We start from the raw sequence: 17,187 nt of genomic DNA, 5'->3' as shown, positions 1-17,187 counted from the left end.
GCGGCTTTACAGTTTGCACTGAGCCTGTAAATATTGCAGGCTAGGACGCATTCCTTTTTCTCCTGTTCGTGAAAGCGGTTTTCCACAGGAAAAAAATTTACGCCACGAGGCAGAATTCAGACATCAATTCTGGAATTGTCCTGGAGCAAGTCCAATTTTGGTTCTCACGATTTCCGACGTGGTGAGTCAGCTGTGAATTCGCGAGCGTGAACTTTAGGGGCGCAGTGAGCGTTGAAAATACTTCAGAGACATCTTTCGCGAGGAACTTGGAAGGCTCTCGTAAACACCGGGATCGTTTGGCGTCGACCGATGCGTTGTTCGTTGAGATCGTTGTTCCCGACTAGGAATCCACAGTGAGTGATCAGCAAAAAGATATGTTTCAAATTGCCATCAGCGTCCTCATTGTGGACGACGATGAGGCTCACGCTCAGGCTGTTGCAGAAAGCCTCCGGCGAGTGAATTGTGAATGTACGATTGCGAACTCCGGGCCGAAAGGTGCGGAGTTGATCGAGTCTCAACAGTTTGATGTCATCATTACCGACCTCAAAATGGACGAGGTTGACGGGTTAGCGATTCTCAGGAAGGCCAAAGAAGAATTACCCGATGCCGAGGTAATTGTTCTGACAGCCCACAGTTCGATTCCGTCAGTGGTCACAGCCATGCAGGGAGGGGCCTATACCTATCTGACGAAACCGCTGGATATTCAGGAACTGCGCCAATCGGTCGATAAGGCTTCCAGTCGTATCCGCCTGATTCGGCGAAACATTTCGCTCGCGAAAGGTCTCGATGAACGGTTTGGTTTTGAAGGTGTCATCGGCAATAGCCCGTCGATGCATCGGGTGATCGAACAGTTAAAAAACCTCGCTCCTACTGATACGACAGTTCTGATTCTGGGTGAAAGTGGTACCGGAAAAGAACTTGTTGCCCGTGCGATCCATCAGAACAGCCCACGCAAAAGCAAACCCTTCGTCCCTCTGAACATCTCTGCACTTCCGGAAAGTATCCTGGAGTCCGAGCTTTTCGGGCATGAAGCGGGAGCGTTTACTGGTGCGGCAACGAAACGGGTCGGAAAGTTCGAGTACGCCAACGGCGGAACATTGTTTCTCGACGAAGTTGGAGAGATGCCAGCGGAGACGCAGATCAAGCTTTTGCGAGTCTTGGAGGAGCGGAAGATCACTCGTCTGGGGTCGAATGACGAGAAGTCGATCAATGTCCGACTGGTCGCAGCGACGAACGCGAATCTGAAGAGCGAAATGGAAGAAGGGGCCTTTCGTGGCGATCTTTACTACCGGTTGAGTGTGGTGACAATCTATCTCCCGCCGCTTCGTGACCGCCGAGAAGATATCCCGTTGCTGATCGATCATTTTCTGAAGGAATTCTGCAAGCGACAAGGACGCGAGGTGGAAGGGCTTTCGCGGGCAGCGCGGCAAGCACTGTTGTCGTTCGATTGGCCGGGCAACATCCGTCAATTACGAAATGTGATTGAAGGTATGCTGGCTCTCGACATGGATGGAAAACTTGATGTGGATGATTTGCCAACAGAGCTCGCTGAACTCGGTGGAGAATCTCCTGATGGGCTGATTGGTGGTTCTGGGACTGATATGCTCATCGGTCGGCCTCTCGACGAAGTCGAGAAATACTACATTGCCCGAGCCTTGGAATTGACTGGTGGAAAACGCGAAGAAACCGCAGTCATGCTGGGAATGGGGGAGCGCACTCTCTATCGAAAGATCAAAGAGTACGGTCTGAAATAAGCTCGACTTGCATGGCCTCTCAGAAGAGCTCTTGAGAACATTTCAAAGAGAACGTGGAACCATGATGAGAGGCAAGATAGGGCAAGTTCAGCATGTTCACGGTTGATCTAAATTCATATCGCTGCATCTTTGGTGATCATTTCGCCCCCGTTGAGTTACTCGGGGGCAAAATGGAACTTTGAAGACCTATGTGGAAGCATGCTTTAGAGCATCTTTCCAATAGGTTTGCAGGATCTGCCTTGTGACGAACAGCATTTTTACTTGAGAAATGCGTTCTTCACGGGCACACGGTAGAGAAAACTGCTTCTAGAGATTCTGTTTCAATCTGATAATTTTCCGAATCATTCTTCTTCTAAATCTGGCTAGAGCCGCGCAGTCTCACATAATGAACTGAACAAGTTTGAATAACACCTGAGTCAAGTACCTGCCACGAGACAGGTTCAACAAATTTTTTAGATTTTCGAGCTCAGTGCGACGCATGTCGCTGAGAATTCAAAGGGGAAGCAACTATGCAAGGAAGTCAGCGAGTGATCGATGCACTCAATGCCGGATTGACCATCGAATTGACTGCAATTAACCAGTACTTCGTTCAGGCGAAAATGTGCGAAAGTTGGGGCTTGCACAAACTCGGAGCCCATCACTACGAAGAATCAATCGAGGAAATGAAACATGCGGAGCTATTGATTGACCGCATTCTCTTCTTTGATGGGGTTCCGGAAATCGCACGGTACGATGTGATTCGTGTCGGCGATAACGTCCAGGAGCAGTTGGAGAATGATCTCGCTCTCGAATTGAATGCCAGTAAAACTTATAATGAGGGCGTCCAAATCTGTCTGGAAGAGAAAGACTCAGCCAGTAGAGAAGTGATGGAACAGATTGTTCGTGAATCAGAAGAGAGTGTTGATTGGCTGGAAGCTCAGCTTGATTTAATAAAACGACTCGGGATTGAAAACTATATGCTGTCGCAAATGGGCGAAGCGAAAAACGGATGACCGTCCGAAAAGTGATTCTGCGAAACTAAAAAACGCTGAGCATTCCGAGAAATCGTGAATGTTCAGCGTTTTTGCAATCTGTTCTGCCATTTTCTCGTGAACCACGAGTTTTGTCGATGAGATAGCTTCGATCTTCTCAGCCTGTTTTGACGCTCTCCCGGTTTGAAAGATACTCGGAGATCAAGCATTTGATGCGAGAGCGACACGACATACATCCACCGCCAGCGCCGCACATTGATTTCACATCTTGAAGGCTTTCCGCGCCCATGATCTCGACAGAATCCTGAATCGTTGATTCTCGTACGTTCAGGCAGCGACAAACAATCGCGTCGTTGATGACAGTTTGGCTCACAGTGGTCACTCTCAAATAGATTTTCGCTCACTGGAAACGTCGGAAACAGGAATCGGCGAGACTGCAATCAGCTATGAAACAGACACGTCCGGTGAACCTGAGACTCAATCTCAATAAGCGAATTGTATTTCCAACTGTTCGGCCTGGTCAACTTGAAATCCGAAATCTTCGCATTTTTTTTCGGCTTTCTGGGGGTTTCATTTCTTCCATACGTAACCATCTTTAGATAAAGAGGTTAAGGAATAGGAGTTACATCCCGAAATTAAGAATGGTGCTGCTTCGGAAGCTAGTTCCGTATTTTCGCGCGATGGAAGACTTTTTCAGAAGTTTCTACATTACAGTGAGTCTGAATAAGGCTGAGAGGTTAGGGCCAACTGAAATTCAATGACAGAATTGGAGCGATGACTGTGGCTATGACTGTGGCAAAGAATGTAAAGTGTTGCGCTCTGAACTCTGATGAAGGGCCTCATTTTGAAATTCTTCCGAAAGCTGGGCTCGACGTTCATCCGGGGAATCGCTCAGCGAATTTCTGGAACGCAGATGAACTTGTTGAAGAGCTCCAGGGATGTTGTAGCGTCATTGCAGGTTCTGAGCCGTATACTGCTCAGGTTCTGAAGCAGTTGCCGGATTTGCGAGTGATCGCGCGAACAGGAGTTGGGTTCGACGCGATTGATTTGGCGGCGTGTGATGAGTTGGGAGTTGTTGTGACTACAACACCCGGTGTCAATCACCATTCCGTTGCTGAACATACCATCGCGATGCTGATGGGGCTTGCTCGTGGCTTTCCCAATCAGGATCAGCGTGTTCGAACTGAGAACTGGAAGCGTATCGCTCGTCCACGTGTGATGGATCGGACTCTCGGATTGGTTGGACTCGGGCGAATCGGGCAGGCTGTCGCGACCCGCGCTGCCGGGCTGGGGATGAAGGTCATTGCCTGTGAACCTTATCCGGAGATGGATTTTGTCGACAAATGGGGCATTGAGTTATTGGAGTTGGATGATCTTTTTGCAACTGCGGACTATGTCTCTTTGCACAATCCGCTGACTGAAAAGTCCCGCAAAATGATGAATGCGGAGACCTTCTCCAAGATGAAGCAGGGATCTGTGCTGATCAATACCGCACGTGGTGCGTTGGTTGATGAAGAGGCACTCGTCAATGCACTCAATTCAGGGCATCTCAGTGCTGCCGGTTTGGATGTCTTCGACGTGGAACCACTTCCTGTCGAAAGCCCACTCACGAAAATGTCGAACGTGATGCTGTCTGGTCACGTTGCCGGGCTCGATATCGAGTCGCAACGAGACACACTCACGATGGCGGCAGAGACGATCATCGCTCTCAAAAATGGCGAATGGCCGCAAATGTGCATCCAAAATTTGAGTGGAGTCAAAGACTGGTCCTGGGACCGATAGACCGCTGATGTGCTTTACGCGGCGGGTTTCACGAGACAGGTTCCACGAGACAGAAGACGTACATTTTTTTTCAAAATGCTCGAGATCAAATCCAGTATTGGATTTGACGTTCTGCCTCGTGGCAAATTGTCTACGAAGTTATGGAAGTGAACTTCACGGTTGCAACGAACTTTGGATATGCCCTAACCGAGTTCGATGTTGAGTTCTTCGATCTTCCTGTACAAGCTGGAAAGTCCCAGCTTCAGACGCTTAGCGGCTTCGCGTTTGTCGGGCCATTGGCGCAGAACACGTGTGATGTGTAATCGTTCGTAATGGCGCAATGCACTTCGCAGGTCGTCCGTGTCTGGCAATGGTTGCCCCAGTCCAAGCAAGTCGGGAGGCAAATCGCTGGGCTCGATCGAGGTTCCGTCACACATGATCACGGCTCGTTCAATGGCATTGTCGAGTTGCCGGACATTCCCTTTCCATTGAGCTGCCATTAATAGTCGAATTGTTTCACTCGTCGCGCTAACGACTCGTTTTCGCAGGGATTTTGAGTGTTTGGCGATGAAGTGGTCGACCAGTTCCGGAATGTCGTCGAGTCGCTCCCGGAGCGGAGGGATGCGGATTTTTACACCATCGAGGCGATAGAACAGGTCCTCTTGGAATGTTTCTTCGCCAACGAGTCGCAGTAGGTCTTCGCTGCTGGATGTGATGATCCGGCATTGGACTTCGTATGGTTCGGAGCCCCCGACTGGCATGCTTTCTTCGTATTCGATGGCACGCAGAAGTTTTGTTTGAGTCCCCATTGGCAACCGGGCGATTTCATCAAGGAAGACAGTTCCCTTCCCCGAAGTTCGGAGGATCCCTGGTTGTGTGTTCCCGGGTGAATCGGACCCGAAGAGTTCTGCTTCGAGCATCTCGACGGGGCGACTTCCGCAATTGACTGCCAGGAATTTTTCCTCTTTCATTGGGCCGGCAGAATGGATGGCTCGGGCGAAGAGTTCTTTCCCTGTTCCAGTTTCACCAACCAGCAAGACATTGGAGTTCGTGACTGCAATCTTGGAAATTGTATCCTGAAGCTGTTTGAGCGGTTCGCTCGATCCAACGATTTGATCGAATCGGTTCGGTTGAGCCAGTTCTAGCCGGAGCTTCTGGTTTTCCAGATAAAGATCACGATACTCAAAGACCCGTTTAAGCTTGTGGGCGAGATCATCGAAAATGACTGGCTTGGTCAGGTAGTCAAAGGCTCCACGTGTGAACGCATCAACGGCTGATTCAACAGTTCCGTAGGCGGTGATAATCAACACGAACAGAGATGGATTGAGCCGGTGCATCTGCTTCATCAGCTTGATACCGTCTCCGTCGGGGAGTTGGATATCGCAGATGGCAACATGGAAGTCCTGATCTTTGGCAGCTTTCAAGCCTTCGTCAACGGTCCCTGCCTGGGTCACCTGAAAGCCTTCGCCGGTCAGAAACTCTCCGAGCGTATTGCGGATGATTTCTTCGTCTTCGACAATCAGAATCTTACGGTAACTGGTGCTTGGTTTTTCCGGCTCGGTCATTTCTTCTCTTCGGATTCGAACAGAAATCGATGTGAATTGAGATTTTAGAGTCTTTTGACGCGTTTTGCACGCACGCTGCATGCATCTTTGCAAAGGATTTCGGAGTCGGAATTTGGGGAGAGGGAGAAATCAGGGAGATGAGGTCGGGCGGAATCGATTTCAGGATCGATTTTCGTCGTGCACCGTTTTGATTCCTCAAGCCGGTGGTCCGCAGTCGGGCGGAATTTTTAGAGAACAGGCTGACGGTTTATTGCGTTGAGAGGGGCGCTTTTTCGTTGTCACGGAAGTCTATATCGCTTACGAATTGGTGTTCGTGACCTGCCTCGTGGCGTAAAGCAATTTCGCAGGTGGAATGCGTTCTTCACGGGCACATGGTAGAGCAAGTTGCTCTATTCGGGAAATCTCTGGAATTCTGTGACACATTCCTGCGTCTATTGGTCTATTCGATTGCAGAGAACAATCGATCAGCCAACCCGGACATTGACAAGATGGCACTTTGACCGATCCTCCCACTCACAATCTGACGCTCACAACGCATGATGCGACAACTTCCGAGATCATCACTGGTCTCCGGAATGGTCAGCGAAGTGCCTGGGGGCAGTTGTACGACGAGTACAGCGAAAACCTTTGGAAGTATGTCTCCAGAATCATCGGAAATGATGCTGAAGCAGTCGCTGAAGTCGTCCAGGAGAGCTTTCTGGCAGCCGCACGCGGGGCCAGAACATTCGATGAAACAAAGGGCTCGCTGTGGGCCTGGTTGACTGGGATTGCACATCGCCAGAGCTTTGCATGGTTCCGTAAACGTACTCGAAGTCAGAAAATCTCTCGAGCAGATGTTCAGCGACGCATCCAAAGTGGTCAGCAGGGACAGGACAAAACGACCGCTCCGGTTCAAATACTCGAAGATCAGGAACAGGCAGAGACGGTTCGGGCGGCACTTTCAGAGTTGTCTGCCGAGTATTCATTTTTACTGACTGCAAAATATATGGATCGACTGACAGTCGATGAAATTCAAAATCATCTCGGGGGAACATCCGATTCAATACGTTCGAAACTACGGCGTGCACGAGCAGAATTTCGCACTGTCTTTGAACGGCTCAATGATGGAGGTCCAGAGTAGATGACCGACAAACCTTCTCTTTCGCTTAACGATGAAAGTGACTTCGAGGAACTCCTCCATCCTCAGAAGTTTCATGTGGCCGAACCGGATCAAGATCTGCTTGATCGGATTCGGGAATTGACCATGCAAGAATTTGAGTCGATTTCAGCTAGTCAAGAATCTCCCTCTTCGAAGAGTGGTGAATCACCTGATTCTGAATCTCTCAGCGTGACGATCTCTCCAATCGATCCTTATCAGAAAACGAGTCATCCGATGAAAACGTCCGCGCTCGTCACTGCCTTGGCTCTTGTTCTATCTGTCTGCTGGTTTGTGATTGTTCCAAACACGCAGGCTTCGACGTTGAAGCTTGGAGATGTGCTGGCAAAGCTTGAGGAGGTCGAAACGCTTCAGTTGCAGGTGACTCGTGATGGAGCATCGTCCGATGTCTGGGTGAAAAATTCCGGGATTGTCCGCTGGGAAGTCTCTCCACAAAAATATCAAATCGCGAGAGGGTCTAAGCTTTGGGAAGTGAGCGAGGCAGACTCTGGAGAAGCGACCGTTGCCGATCCGGTTCAAAATCCTTGGAGGTCTCAGTCGGGGTATATTGATCTGGTTGCGTTACTGGGAATTCAATCGAGCACGCAAGATGAATTTCTTGAAGCGACCGCTGATGGTGTGGCGAACTACTCAGGTGTTGACTGCTTTGTCTTTCGTGAATTGGTCAAGACAGGCGATCAACAGTTGCGGTTGAACTTTTATGTCAATCAGAAAACAAATGAGTTGTTGGCAATCACAGCTCGACCGAAAGGGGCTCGGAGGACAGGACCACCACTTGCGGAACTCTCTCTCATCGCCCGCAATCTTCCAGTTGATGAAGCCAAATTTCGCGTCCCTGTGAAACTGGCAGAGGCAGACCGGATTGGGAAAGTGAGTGATTCGCAAGGAATCGTGACTCTTCGTCCAACAGGCGCTAAACGCTGGACACCGATCACGGGACAGATCTTGCTCCAAGTGGGCGACTGGATTCGTACCGATGCGCATGGAGCAAACGCGGTGACACTCGAACTGGCGGCGGGGATCAAGCTGATCGCTGGTCCGCACTCTTTAGTGGAAGTGATTTCAGCCGATGAAGTGCGTCTGCATTCCGGAACAGCTCAAGTGAGTCGATCGAAATCGGCTCCCAATGATTTCCTGCTTCGAGGACTTGGTGACGATTTTCAGATGATTCAAAAACCGGGAAGCCAAATTGTCCGCATCGACAACGATCGAAAGCTTTCAGAGATCGCGAACAAGCCGACATGGCTGAAGGGGTACGACGGTTCCACTTCGGAAGATTCAATTGGTTCTCTCATCGTCGAGATCGACGGGCGAGCAACTCCGCTCACGATCGGTGAACATCACGTGACCATTGAGATTCGTGATCAAATTGCTCGCACGACGATTGAGGAAACTTTTGTTAATCACACCGATTCCCGCATGGAAGGGCAGTTTCATTTCCCACTTCCGCAAGACGCTTCGATTAGTGGGTTCGGGATGTGGATTGGCGGTGAACTGATTGAAGCTGACATCGTCGAAAAGCAACGTGCCCGTGAAATTTACGAAACCATTCTTCGTGAAAAACGTGATCCGGGGCTGTTGGAATGGACGGGCGGAAACATCTTCAAAGCACGTGTCTTCCCGATTGAACCGAATTCAGAGAAGCGGGTCAAAATTGTTTACACGCAAGTTCTTCCGCTTCAGGGAAATCGCTTTCGGTATAGCTACGGCCTCAAAAGCGAAATGCTGCAGACAAATCCTCTGCGAGAGTTAAACATCCGTTGCCTGATAAATTCCACGATTCCGCTGAGTGCTGTTGAATCGCCGACACACACCTGCCGCACTCAATTAACGGACCACTCTGCGGAGTTAGAGTTCGTGGCGCAGGAGTATTCTCCTACGAAAGATTTTGAAGTCGTTTGCGATGTCAGTCAGCGAGAGAATGATGTCGTGTTGATTCCGCATCAGCGCGGGGGCGATGGATATTTTCTCTTCGAATTAATGCCTCCGGCAGAATCAGGAGACTGGAAACGACAAACGGTTTTAGATGGTTCGCCGTTGGAACTGATCCTACTCTGTGATACCTCCGGGTCGATGGACTCGTCAATGCGAAAGGCTCAGCAAGAGTTCGTTGCCACGCTGCTCGGTTCGCTCAGCGATGATGACCGTGTCGCCGTTGCGACAACGGACGTTTCGACAGACTGGCTTGTCGAGAAATTTTCCGCACCCACGGAAAAGAGAATCGCAGCGATTCGCGAAAATCTTGAGAACCGAGTTTCGCTTGGTTGGACCGATCTCGACCAGGCTTTTTCCGCTGTGATGAAAAAAGCGACATCGAAGACACAGGTGATTTACATCGGCGATGGAATTGTCACCACGACGCAAAGCGATCCGGCTGCCTTTGTAAATCGTCTCAAACGACGATTTGAAGAAGCTCGCACACAATCCGGAACCGCTCCCGGGTTTCACGCGGTCAGTGTTGGTTCGACTTCTGAATCCGTTGTCTTGAAGGGGATCTCCTCGCTTGGAAAAGGATCGATGCGGCAGGTTTCCGGCGAGATCACACCGCAACTGGCAGCTTTGAATCTACTGAAAGAAATCACCAGTCCCGGACTGAAGGATGTGCAAGTTGAATTTCAGGGAATTGAGGTCGCTGCTGTTTATCCTGAAGAACTCCCGAACATTCCTGTTGGGACTCAGCAGATTCTTGTCGGACGATACCGACCGACTGGTGAAAACCAGACTGGAAAAGTTGTCGTCACCGGGATGTTGGATGGGAAGCCTGTGAAGTATGTCGCCCACGTGAACCTCTCAGAAGCGGAAAGCGGAAATTCATTCATCCCTCGCCTTTGGGCACGTGGACATCTTGATCAGTTGATGCAGCAAGGATCGAATCAGAAAATTCAGGATCAGATTATCGCCCTTTCAGAAGAGTTTCATATTATCACTCCGTACACGTCGCTGCTCGTTTTGGAGAGTGATGCAGACCGCGAACGGTTTGGTGTTAAGCGACGATTCGGGATGCGTGACGGCGAACAATTCTTCGCAGATGGACGGAGCAATGCGACCTATGAACTCAAACAACAGCAGATGCAAAACGCAGGCAACTGGCGGTTAGGCTTGCGACGTCAAATTCTGGGAGAGATCGCCGGGATGGGGAGAGATCCCAGAGTCTTTCAATCATTCAATGATTTTGCTCCTCGTGGGAGCCGAGTTGCAAAAGATAAATTGCAACTGGGGGTGACTCCAAGAATTATTATTGGTGAAGAAGAAGCCCCCATTATTTCAGATGGCACATCATTGAATTTCTCCGGAAGAGCAGGGCGTTACTACCTTGGTGACGACGTCCAGCATTATCCGGTATCAGGAATGCAACCGGATACGTACTCATTCTACGTTCAAGTTGGGCGAGGTGGGCAAGCTCAAGAGTCTCGGGATGTCAATTTGTGGTTTGAGGACGTCCAGGCGACCAAGGAATTTAGAAGGGATTTCGATGCAGACAAAAGGCAAACGTATGGCGAGCCCTTCAATCAGAGGGGCGGCTTTGGAGGTCGACCAGGGTTGTCTACGCTGGGATTCGACATTAGCGACATGGCTTTGAAACGTGAAGAAAAAAGCTTGCAACAATTCGGCGCTTATCAGGAGCGGGAACAGGATTTCTTTTATGAATCTGCATTCAGTTCTATCTATCGCACAAACAACGGGCCGTTCTCCGGTTCAGAAGGTTTTTTGGGAGGTTCAAGGTCCCAACTCAAGGATTGGGACACCGCCCTTCGAGATCGACAAAGAAATGAATCAATAAGTATCAGCGGAGAGCTTTTCAGTCGTCTACCAAGCCTTAATACATCCTTGAGGAGATCGGGAGACAAGTCGGCTTGGGGATTCCGAACTTCCGCCTCAGTCTCTGGCTCTTTGAACTGGGTGAATCAACTTTTTCCTGCGTTGGTGATGCCAACTCCGAAAAGCGAAGCTGCAACTCCCGAGGAAAGCCTTTGGTCTCCTGAGGCAATTGAGCTTGCGAAAAGCTTACTTGTGAAAAATGAACTCGAATCAATTCGCGAAGGTGGTATTTTCATTGAGCGTGAAATGACTGTCTGGAGCGACGACTTTGACCGTCTTGTCCCGAGTCATCGGCGAACAGAAGTCTGGTCGCCGTCAAAATGGGTGACTGTTGATCATTCGCAGGGACAGAATTCCATTGTCAACTGGCGTGACAAGGAACAACGGGGCGTCTACTCGGAATCTTTTCTGCTGGGACAAGTTCGAGATTTGATTGAGGACGAAACGAATCCAAATCCATTGAATCTGCAAGGGCATTCGTTGAGTTCTCTCCACGAGTCGATGAGTGGCTATCTCGCGACCATTGAAAAAGTCGACGAGGGGCATTCGGTTCTGGTTCTGAAATCCCCGACGAAAGCGACTGGATTCCGTTTTGAAATCGACACGCAACGGCGAGTGATTACCAAACAGGAAAGGCTGACAAATGGCCAAGTAACGTCGACAGTTCTCTACGAAGATTTTGTCGCTGCTTTGAATTGTTGGTGGCCAACGAAGGTGACTACAAATGTGACTACGACTAGCGCTCAGCGGCAGGAGAATCCGAGCTTTGTTGTCACGCAAAAGATCCGCGAGCTCACACCTCAAGATTTTTCGGCTCAATGGGAACAGCAACTCTCCAGACAAACCGAGTCATTGATCCTTTCACTGCCTCTGCCTGAATTAGCCGTAGCCCGAAAAACAGTTCGGGGAGATGATGCCACGGTTGATGATCATCTTGTCATGTTGGTGCGTTACTGCCACTTCGGAGCTTGGAAGGATGCGTTCGAGCAACTTCGAAAAATGGAAGCTTTGGGGACAGAGAAGCCCGGGATGCAATATCTTCGCATCGCCGTAGAATTGGCAGCGGGAAGAAAAGAAGATGCGCGACAGAAAATCGTCAAACGTATTGACACATTTGTCGATGGAACAGGCGAAGGAAATCCCGCCTCGCAGCGAGGAGATCTGTTCCTGGCAACGCACTTGCTTTCGTCGGTTTATTCCATCATTGGCTGGCCGGAATATGCTCCAGTCGTGGAAAAGCTCAAGCCGATTTATGACCGGCAGGCAGACACGGAAGTCGCACAATTGGATTGGGAGAATCGTTGGGTTCAAGTCTTGAATGCTCTCGGGAAAACCGAGGAGAATTTGCAATTACAAAAAGAGATGACTCAGAAGTATCCGGGGAATGTCTCTGTGCAAATCAGATACGGCTCAACACTCATCCAGCACCAAAGGCGAGACGAAGCGAAGAAATTCTTCAAACAACAGATGAACCTTGAAAATCATTGGAGTCACAATGAATTGACGCGTCTTCGTGATCGGTATGCGGAAATGCTGGAGGGGAATTCCGAGTACGAGGAGCTGCTCGCATTTCTTCAGGACTGGTTGAAGAAGGAAACCGATTCATCGCGAGTCTTTTCACGTTTGCTCTCAGCCTTGATTATGAACGACCAAATCACTGAGGCTGAAGATCTCGTCACCGCCTGGTTGCAACTCGCTCAGCAACCAGCTGAGCTGGATGTTGTTGCTTCTTCAAAAGTGGATGCAGCGATTCAATTTGCATTCGGAAGTGGCCACAACTTGAATCGGTACAACGGGATGGATCGCAAGTGGTTACCCGAACTATTCAAGACCGCGATTGCTTGCATTCAAAACGAAGAACGGCTCCAGATCGCTCGGAACATCGTGAGCAATAACAATTTCGTTCAGTCCGATGAAGGTGATCGGCTACGCGGTTCGATTTTGAATTGGCTGCTCGACGAGGCGGGATCACTCCCGTATGAACGGCTTTCCCTTTCTCTTGAGACGCTCAAAAGAGGACGTTTGCTCATCGAGGAAGGGGAGGCGATGGAAATCCGCCAGGTCACCGAGAATGAATGGAAGATCATTGCTGATCAACTCTTGAAACGCTGGGAGCAAGAAGAAGAGCTTCAGGCCAAACATCAATTCTCACAATTGCTGGTTCCGATCTACAGTTCATATTTGTCCACAGAGCACCTTCCCTTTTTGCGGCGCCTCGTTAAAGAGGGATCTGAAGAGTATCGGAGAAATTACCGCGAACAGCTCTTCAGTGTTCTGTTGTCTCAGTCTTGGTCTGAATCGATTGAAAGCGAAGCGTTCGAACTCTGGTTGAGCCTTTCTGGTTCTGTGAGTCCAAGTCAGAGAGCGTTCTACCTTGCACCAAAGTTGTATCAGCTCATCGACAAGATGGCGCAAAACCGCGTGATTGCGAGAGTTGTTGAGTTGCAGAACGAAGGCAAGTCGGATGAATTGACACGGACCGAGATGGCTGAGAAGCAAGCGGCGTTTGTCGAGTCTGCCCGCGAAGCCTTGGCTGAGCGGTTAGTGAAAACATCAGAGCAAATCGCTGACTCACATCCCGAGTTATTGCCGTGGCTTCAACTCGAACGAATTCGTCTTGATGTTGAGTTGGGACAGAATCGACAGCAATCAATAAAAGAATGCTGGGAACTTATCGGTGATGAACTGCCAGCGCTCGATCTGGAAACAGAACTGACGGCCGAGGAGTTCTCTCAAGAAATTTTAAACGGCCACATTCGCGAACGTGCCCTCATGACGGTCATCAATTTCGCTGCTCGTAAAGAGGCATCGGAACAGGAAATCGAGCGAGTTCTGGAATACGTCGACCAAGCGATTCAGCAAACTACGGAAGATGCGGAAACGTTGCAGAAAAGCTTTGGGAAAGAGGGCGAAATTTACCAGAAAGAAGATTTCTCGAAGCCTTGGAAATCATTGAAGTACAAGCTGTTGATCCTGTTCGATCGCCCAGACGAATTACGAAAACAATTGCGAAAGTGGATCGACAATGATGAGTGGAACACCTCTTGGCAGCGTGGACTGGCGTTGTTACTTGCAGAACAGGGAGAGCTTGAAGAGGCAATCAAGATCTTCGAGACGATTCAGGAAAAGAAGGAATTGACCAGCGACGACTACAAGGCACTCGCGAACTGGCAGCTAGTTCTCGACCGAAAAGAGGACCACGAGGCAAGTCGCTTGAAGGTGCTCTTTGAGCAGAGCGAATGGAATATGGCGAATCTCCTTAATCAGCAGGCTAGACAGATTGGTAGCGGCAGTGGCCCACATGAACTTGACGAAAACTCATTATTGATTCTGAAAGCACTCTTTGAGAAAACCAGCCAGCCGGGAAATCATTATTCAACGATCCGCAATTTGTATACAGCCACGCGAGACTTCAGAGTCTTCGAACAGGTTCCGGAGGGGATGCTCGGTCGGACTCAATCGATGACTTACAACGCGCTGCAGCAATTTCATAACACCATCCTCAGGGAAGTTCGTAAAGAAGCGACGGCAGATAAAATGCTGGAGCATGTTGAGAAGTTGCGCGATCGTTTAAACGCAGGAGAAGTTCCTCGTGGAGCTGATCCAAATGTGCGGTCGCTCGGTCTCGATCTGCGTGCTCTCGATCTCATCGAAGCGATGATCGAAGTCAGATCTTCGCAAGTTCTCAATGAGCCGGGACCACATGCTCAGAAAGCGGTTGCTGCTTTGAACCGAGCGTTCAAGAGGGACTGGCAGGAAGGAGAACCATATCGCTACGCACAGTTTCTTCAGCAATTAGGAGGCCTCACGAATTCCACAAATGCAGTGGTGTTACAACCACTTGTTGACGTTCAGCTTAGTCAACTTAAACAGCTGTATGAGAGTGCAAAAACTGGGTCAACAGAACGAGTCCGGATTGCGGTGGCGCGTGCTACTTTGTTGATGAATTCCTACCGAAGACACGACGAGGCGATTCGTCTGATTGAGATCTCACTCGATGAATTTGCTGAGCCTCATGGCGGGCTGATTCCATACTCTTCTCGCGATTTAGTGATGACTTATTCATCCTTCCTTCAAAAACGGGCTGCCTACGCGAAAGCGGAGAAGTATGTGCTCAAACATCGCGATGCTCTACAGAACGAGTCTCAGCGGTGGGCGTATGAGCAGCACTTGAACAGGCTTTATGAACAGGCATTCCGGCATGACGCACGCGTTTCCTTGGGCGAAGGAGCGACGCTCTTCGAGAATTTGATTGCAAGGCTTGTCCAGCAGTCAACGACGCAAAACGACAGTCAGAAATACAACATTTTGATGCAGGTTGGGAATCTGTTCAGCTTCGTACTTGGGGATCAAACGAAAGGTCCAGAGGATGAACAAGAGCAGTTCCTGAAGTTTACAAGTCAAACATTCCCCGAGATTCTCCCACCACAAGAACAATACTACAGCAGTCTCATCAGCCATTTTTCTTCGCTTCTTAACTCTCACGTCAGTCCACTTGAAGCACTGAACTTCGTAATCGATCGATACGAAGAGTATCCCGTTCGACTTCGCTACAGCTCCCAGAATCAGTGGGTGAATCATGCGAGTCAGCTAGCGCAGTACCGCCACAATGCAGCGAATGATCAGGCAACCGACAAAACCAGACTCAATCAACTTGAAGGTCGATTGTTACTGATTGTCGTCAACGAGCTTCGTGACGAATTGCTGAGTCTGCAAGTTCGCAACCAGCAAATTTATCACGACGACTATTCCTACTTCTGGTCGGAAAAGGCTGAAGATTTTCAACGTGTCGCAGAAACAGTTCTTGAAGAAAGAGCCGACTCCCCAAGGATAATTTTCTATGTCGCAAACTATCTCAATAACGGATTGAGTCTTCATTCGCGAGCGATTGAAATTTTGATGGATGCTAAGAGACGGGGACTGTTGGACGACAGCGGGACTCGCACGCTGGTTCGATTCTTGCACGCGCAGAAGATGTATCTGAAATCGATTCCGTTGCTCACGGAGCTCATCGAAAATTCTCCACGTGACATGAGTTTGCGTGTCTTACTTCTGCGGTCATATCACTACACAGCAAAAACGGACGAGGTTCAAACTCTGCTGACCGAAACCGATGCATTGTTTCATGCCGACAATTTGTGGACCGAGGCCAACATCATTCAGCTTGCACGAGTTTGTGTGGAAATTGGACATCTGCAGGAAGGGATTGGCTACCTGGAAGAAGCCATCAATTTGCATCAGCGAACTGCACCGAATCGTGGTGTCGGCGATGGAGTTCTTTCTGAGTATTACGCAGAGCTTGGAGCCGCCTATGGGCGTGCAGGCAACACTGAGAAAGCGGTCGATGCGGCCGCAGCAGCCATTGTCAGTTGGGGGCCCCGACACGACCAACGCCGGTACGCTGTCGACAACCTGAACGCTGTAATCGCGAGTGCCAGGGATATCGATGACTACATTCAGTTGCTTAACACAAAGGCCAAGCGGACCGGGGAAGATAGTCCGATCATCCGGAAGGCAATCGGGATGCGGTTCTTCAAGGAGAAGAAATACAAAGCTGCCATCGAACAGTTTCAACTTGCAAACGAGCTTTCACCTTACGATCGTGAAGTTCATGAGGGACTGCTGAATAGCTTCGACAAGTTGAATGACTCGCAAGGGGCGATTAAGCAACTGCTCGGTCAGATCGATTTTGATCGACATCACCTTCAGCTGTATGTGGACCTTGCCAATCGTGTCAAAGTGGACCCGAATCTCGCTGAACGGGCTGCGACATCGATCGTGGAGTCGGCACCGAATGAAGCAGAATCTCATGAAGAGTTGGCGAAATTCCGCGAATCGCAGTCACGGTGGGAATCTGCCATTTCACACTGGGAGCGTGTTGCAGAACTTCGCAAACTCGAGCCGACAGGTCTGCTCGGACTGGCAAACGCTCAGGTTCAAGCCAGGAAATGGGCAGATGCAAAAGCTACGCTTCGCAAACTTCAACGTACCGAATGGCCCGCAAGATTCAACACCGTCAACAATCAAACTCGTGAGCTCGATCGGCGAATCAAATCGCAGCAGTGATCTTTCTTCTGAACTGAAACACTCAGGCATTCTGGTCAGGTGAGTTTGCTGAAGATTGTCTTACTGTGAACAAAAAACTCCTGGAGCCATTTTGA

At 49.6% G+C, this 17,187-nt stretch carries 7 protein-coding genes; 5 read left to right on the top strand and 2 right to left on the bottom strand.

Annotated elements, in window-relative coordinates; genetic code table 11:
• Positions 1-374 precede the first annotated feature (374 nt).
• Both Mal48_RS12385 and bfr read left to right on the top strand, forming a co-directional pair.
• Complete coding sequence (locus Mal48_RS12385; protein ID WP_145206125.1) at positions 375-1,754, top strand: sigma-54-dependent transcriptional regulator; 1,380 nt, start codon at positions 375-377, stop codon at positions 1,752-1,754.
• Positions 1,755-2,263: 509 nt separating this feature from the next.
• Complete coding sequence (bfr, locus tag Mal48_RS12380; RefSeq protein ID WP_145199699.1) at positions 2,264-2,746, top strand: bacterioferritin; 483 nt, start codon at positions 2,264-2,266, stop codon at positions 2,744-2,746.
• 136 nt (positions 2,747-2,882) lie between these two features.
• On the opposite strand, the gene Mal48_RS12375 is transcribed toward bfr, so the two are convergent.
• Complete coding sequence (locus tag Mal48_RS12375) at positions 2,883-3,098, bottom strand: (2Fe-2S)-binding protein (protein WP_197441661.1); 216 nt, start codon at positions 3,096-3,098, stop codon at positions 2,883-2,885.
• A gap of 413 nt (positions 3,099-3,511) precedes the next feature.
• Here Mal48_RS12375 and Mal48_RS12370 point away from each other — a divergent pair, with 413 nt between their 5' ends.
• Entirely contained in the window at positions 3,512-4,507 is a 996-nt protein-coding gene (locus Mal48_RS12370) for a phosphoglycerate dehydrogenase (protein WP_145206122.1), read from the top strand.
• Positions 4,508-4,689: 182 nt separating this feature from the next.
• On the opposite strand, the gene Mal48_RS12365 is transcribed toward Mal48_RS12370, so the two are convergent.
• On the bottom strand, positions 4,690-6,051 hold the full coding sequence (locus Mal48_RS12365) for a sigma-54-dependent transcriptional regulator (protein WP_145199692.1): 1,362 nt from the start codon (positions 6,049-6,051) through the stop codon (positions 4,690-4,692).
• A 496-nt stretch (positions 6,052-6,547) separates the two neighbouring features.
• On the opposite strand from Mal48_RS12365, the gene Mal48_RS12360 reads away from it, so the two are divergent.
• Together Mal48_RS12360 and Mal48_RS12355 are read left to right on the top strand one after the other, a co-directional pair.
• On the top strand, positions 6,548-7,171 hold the full coding sequence (locus tag Mal48_RS12360) for an RNA polymerase sigma factor (RefSeq protein ID WP_145199689.1): 624 nt from the start codon (positions 6,548-6,550) through the stop codon (positions 7,169-7,171).
• A complete protein-coding gene (locus Mal48_RS12355) occupies positions 7,172-17,092 on the top strand; it encodes a VIT domain-containing protein (RefSeq protein WP_145199686.1) in 9,921 nt (3,306 codons plus the stop codon).
• Positions 17,093-17,187 lie beyond the last annotated feature (95 nt).

Source organism: Thalassoglobus polymorphus (assembly GCF_007744255.1).
GTDB classification, from domain to species: domain Bacteria; phylum Planctomycetota; class Planctomycetia; order Planctomycetales; family Planctomycetaceae; genus Thalassoglobus; species Thalassoglobus polymorphus.
This window is presented reverse-complemented; position numbering and strand designations above follow the sequence as displayed.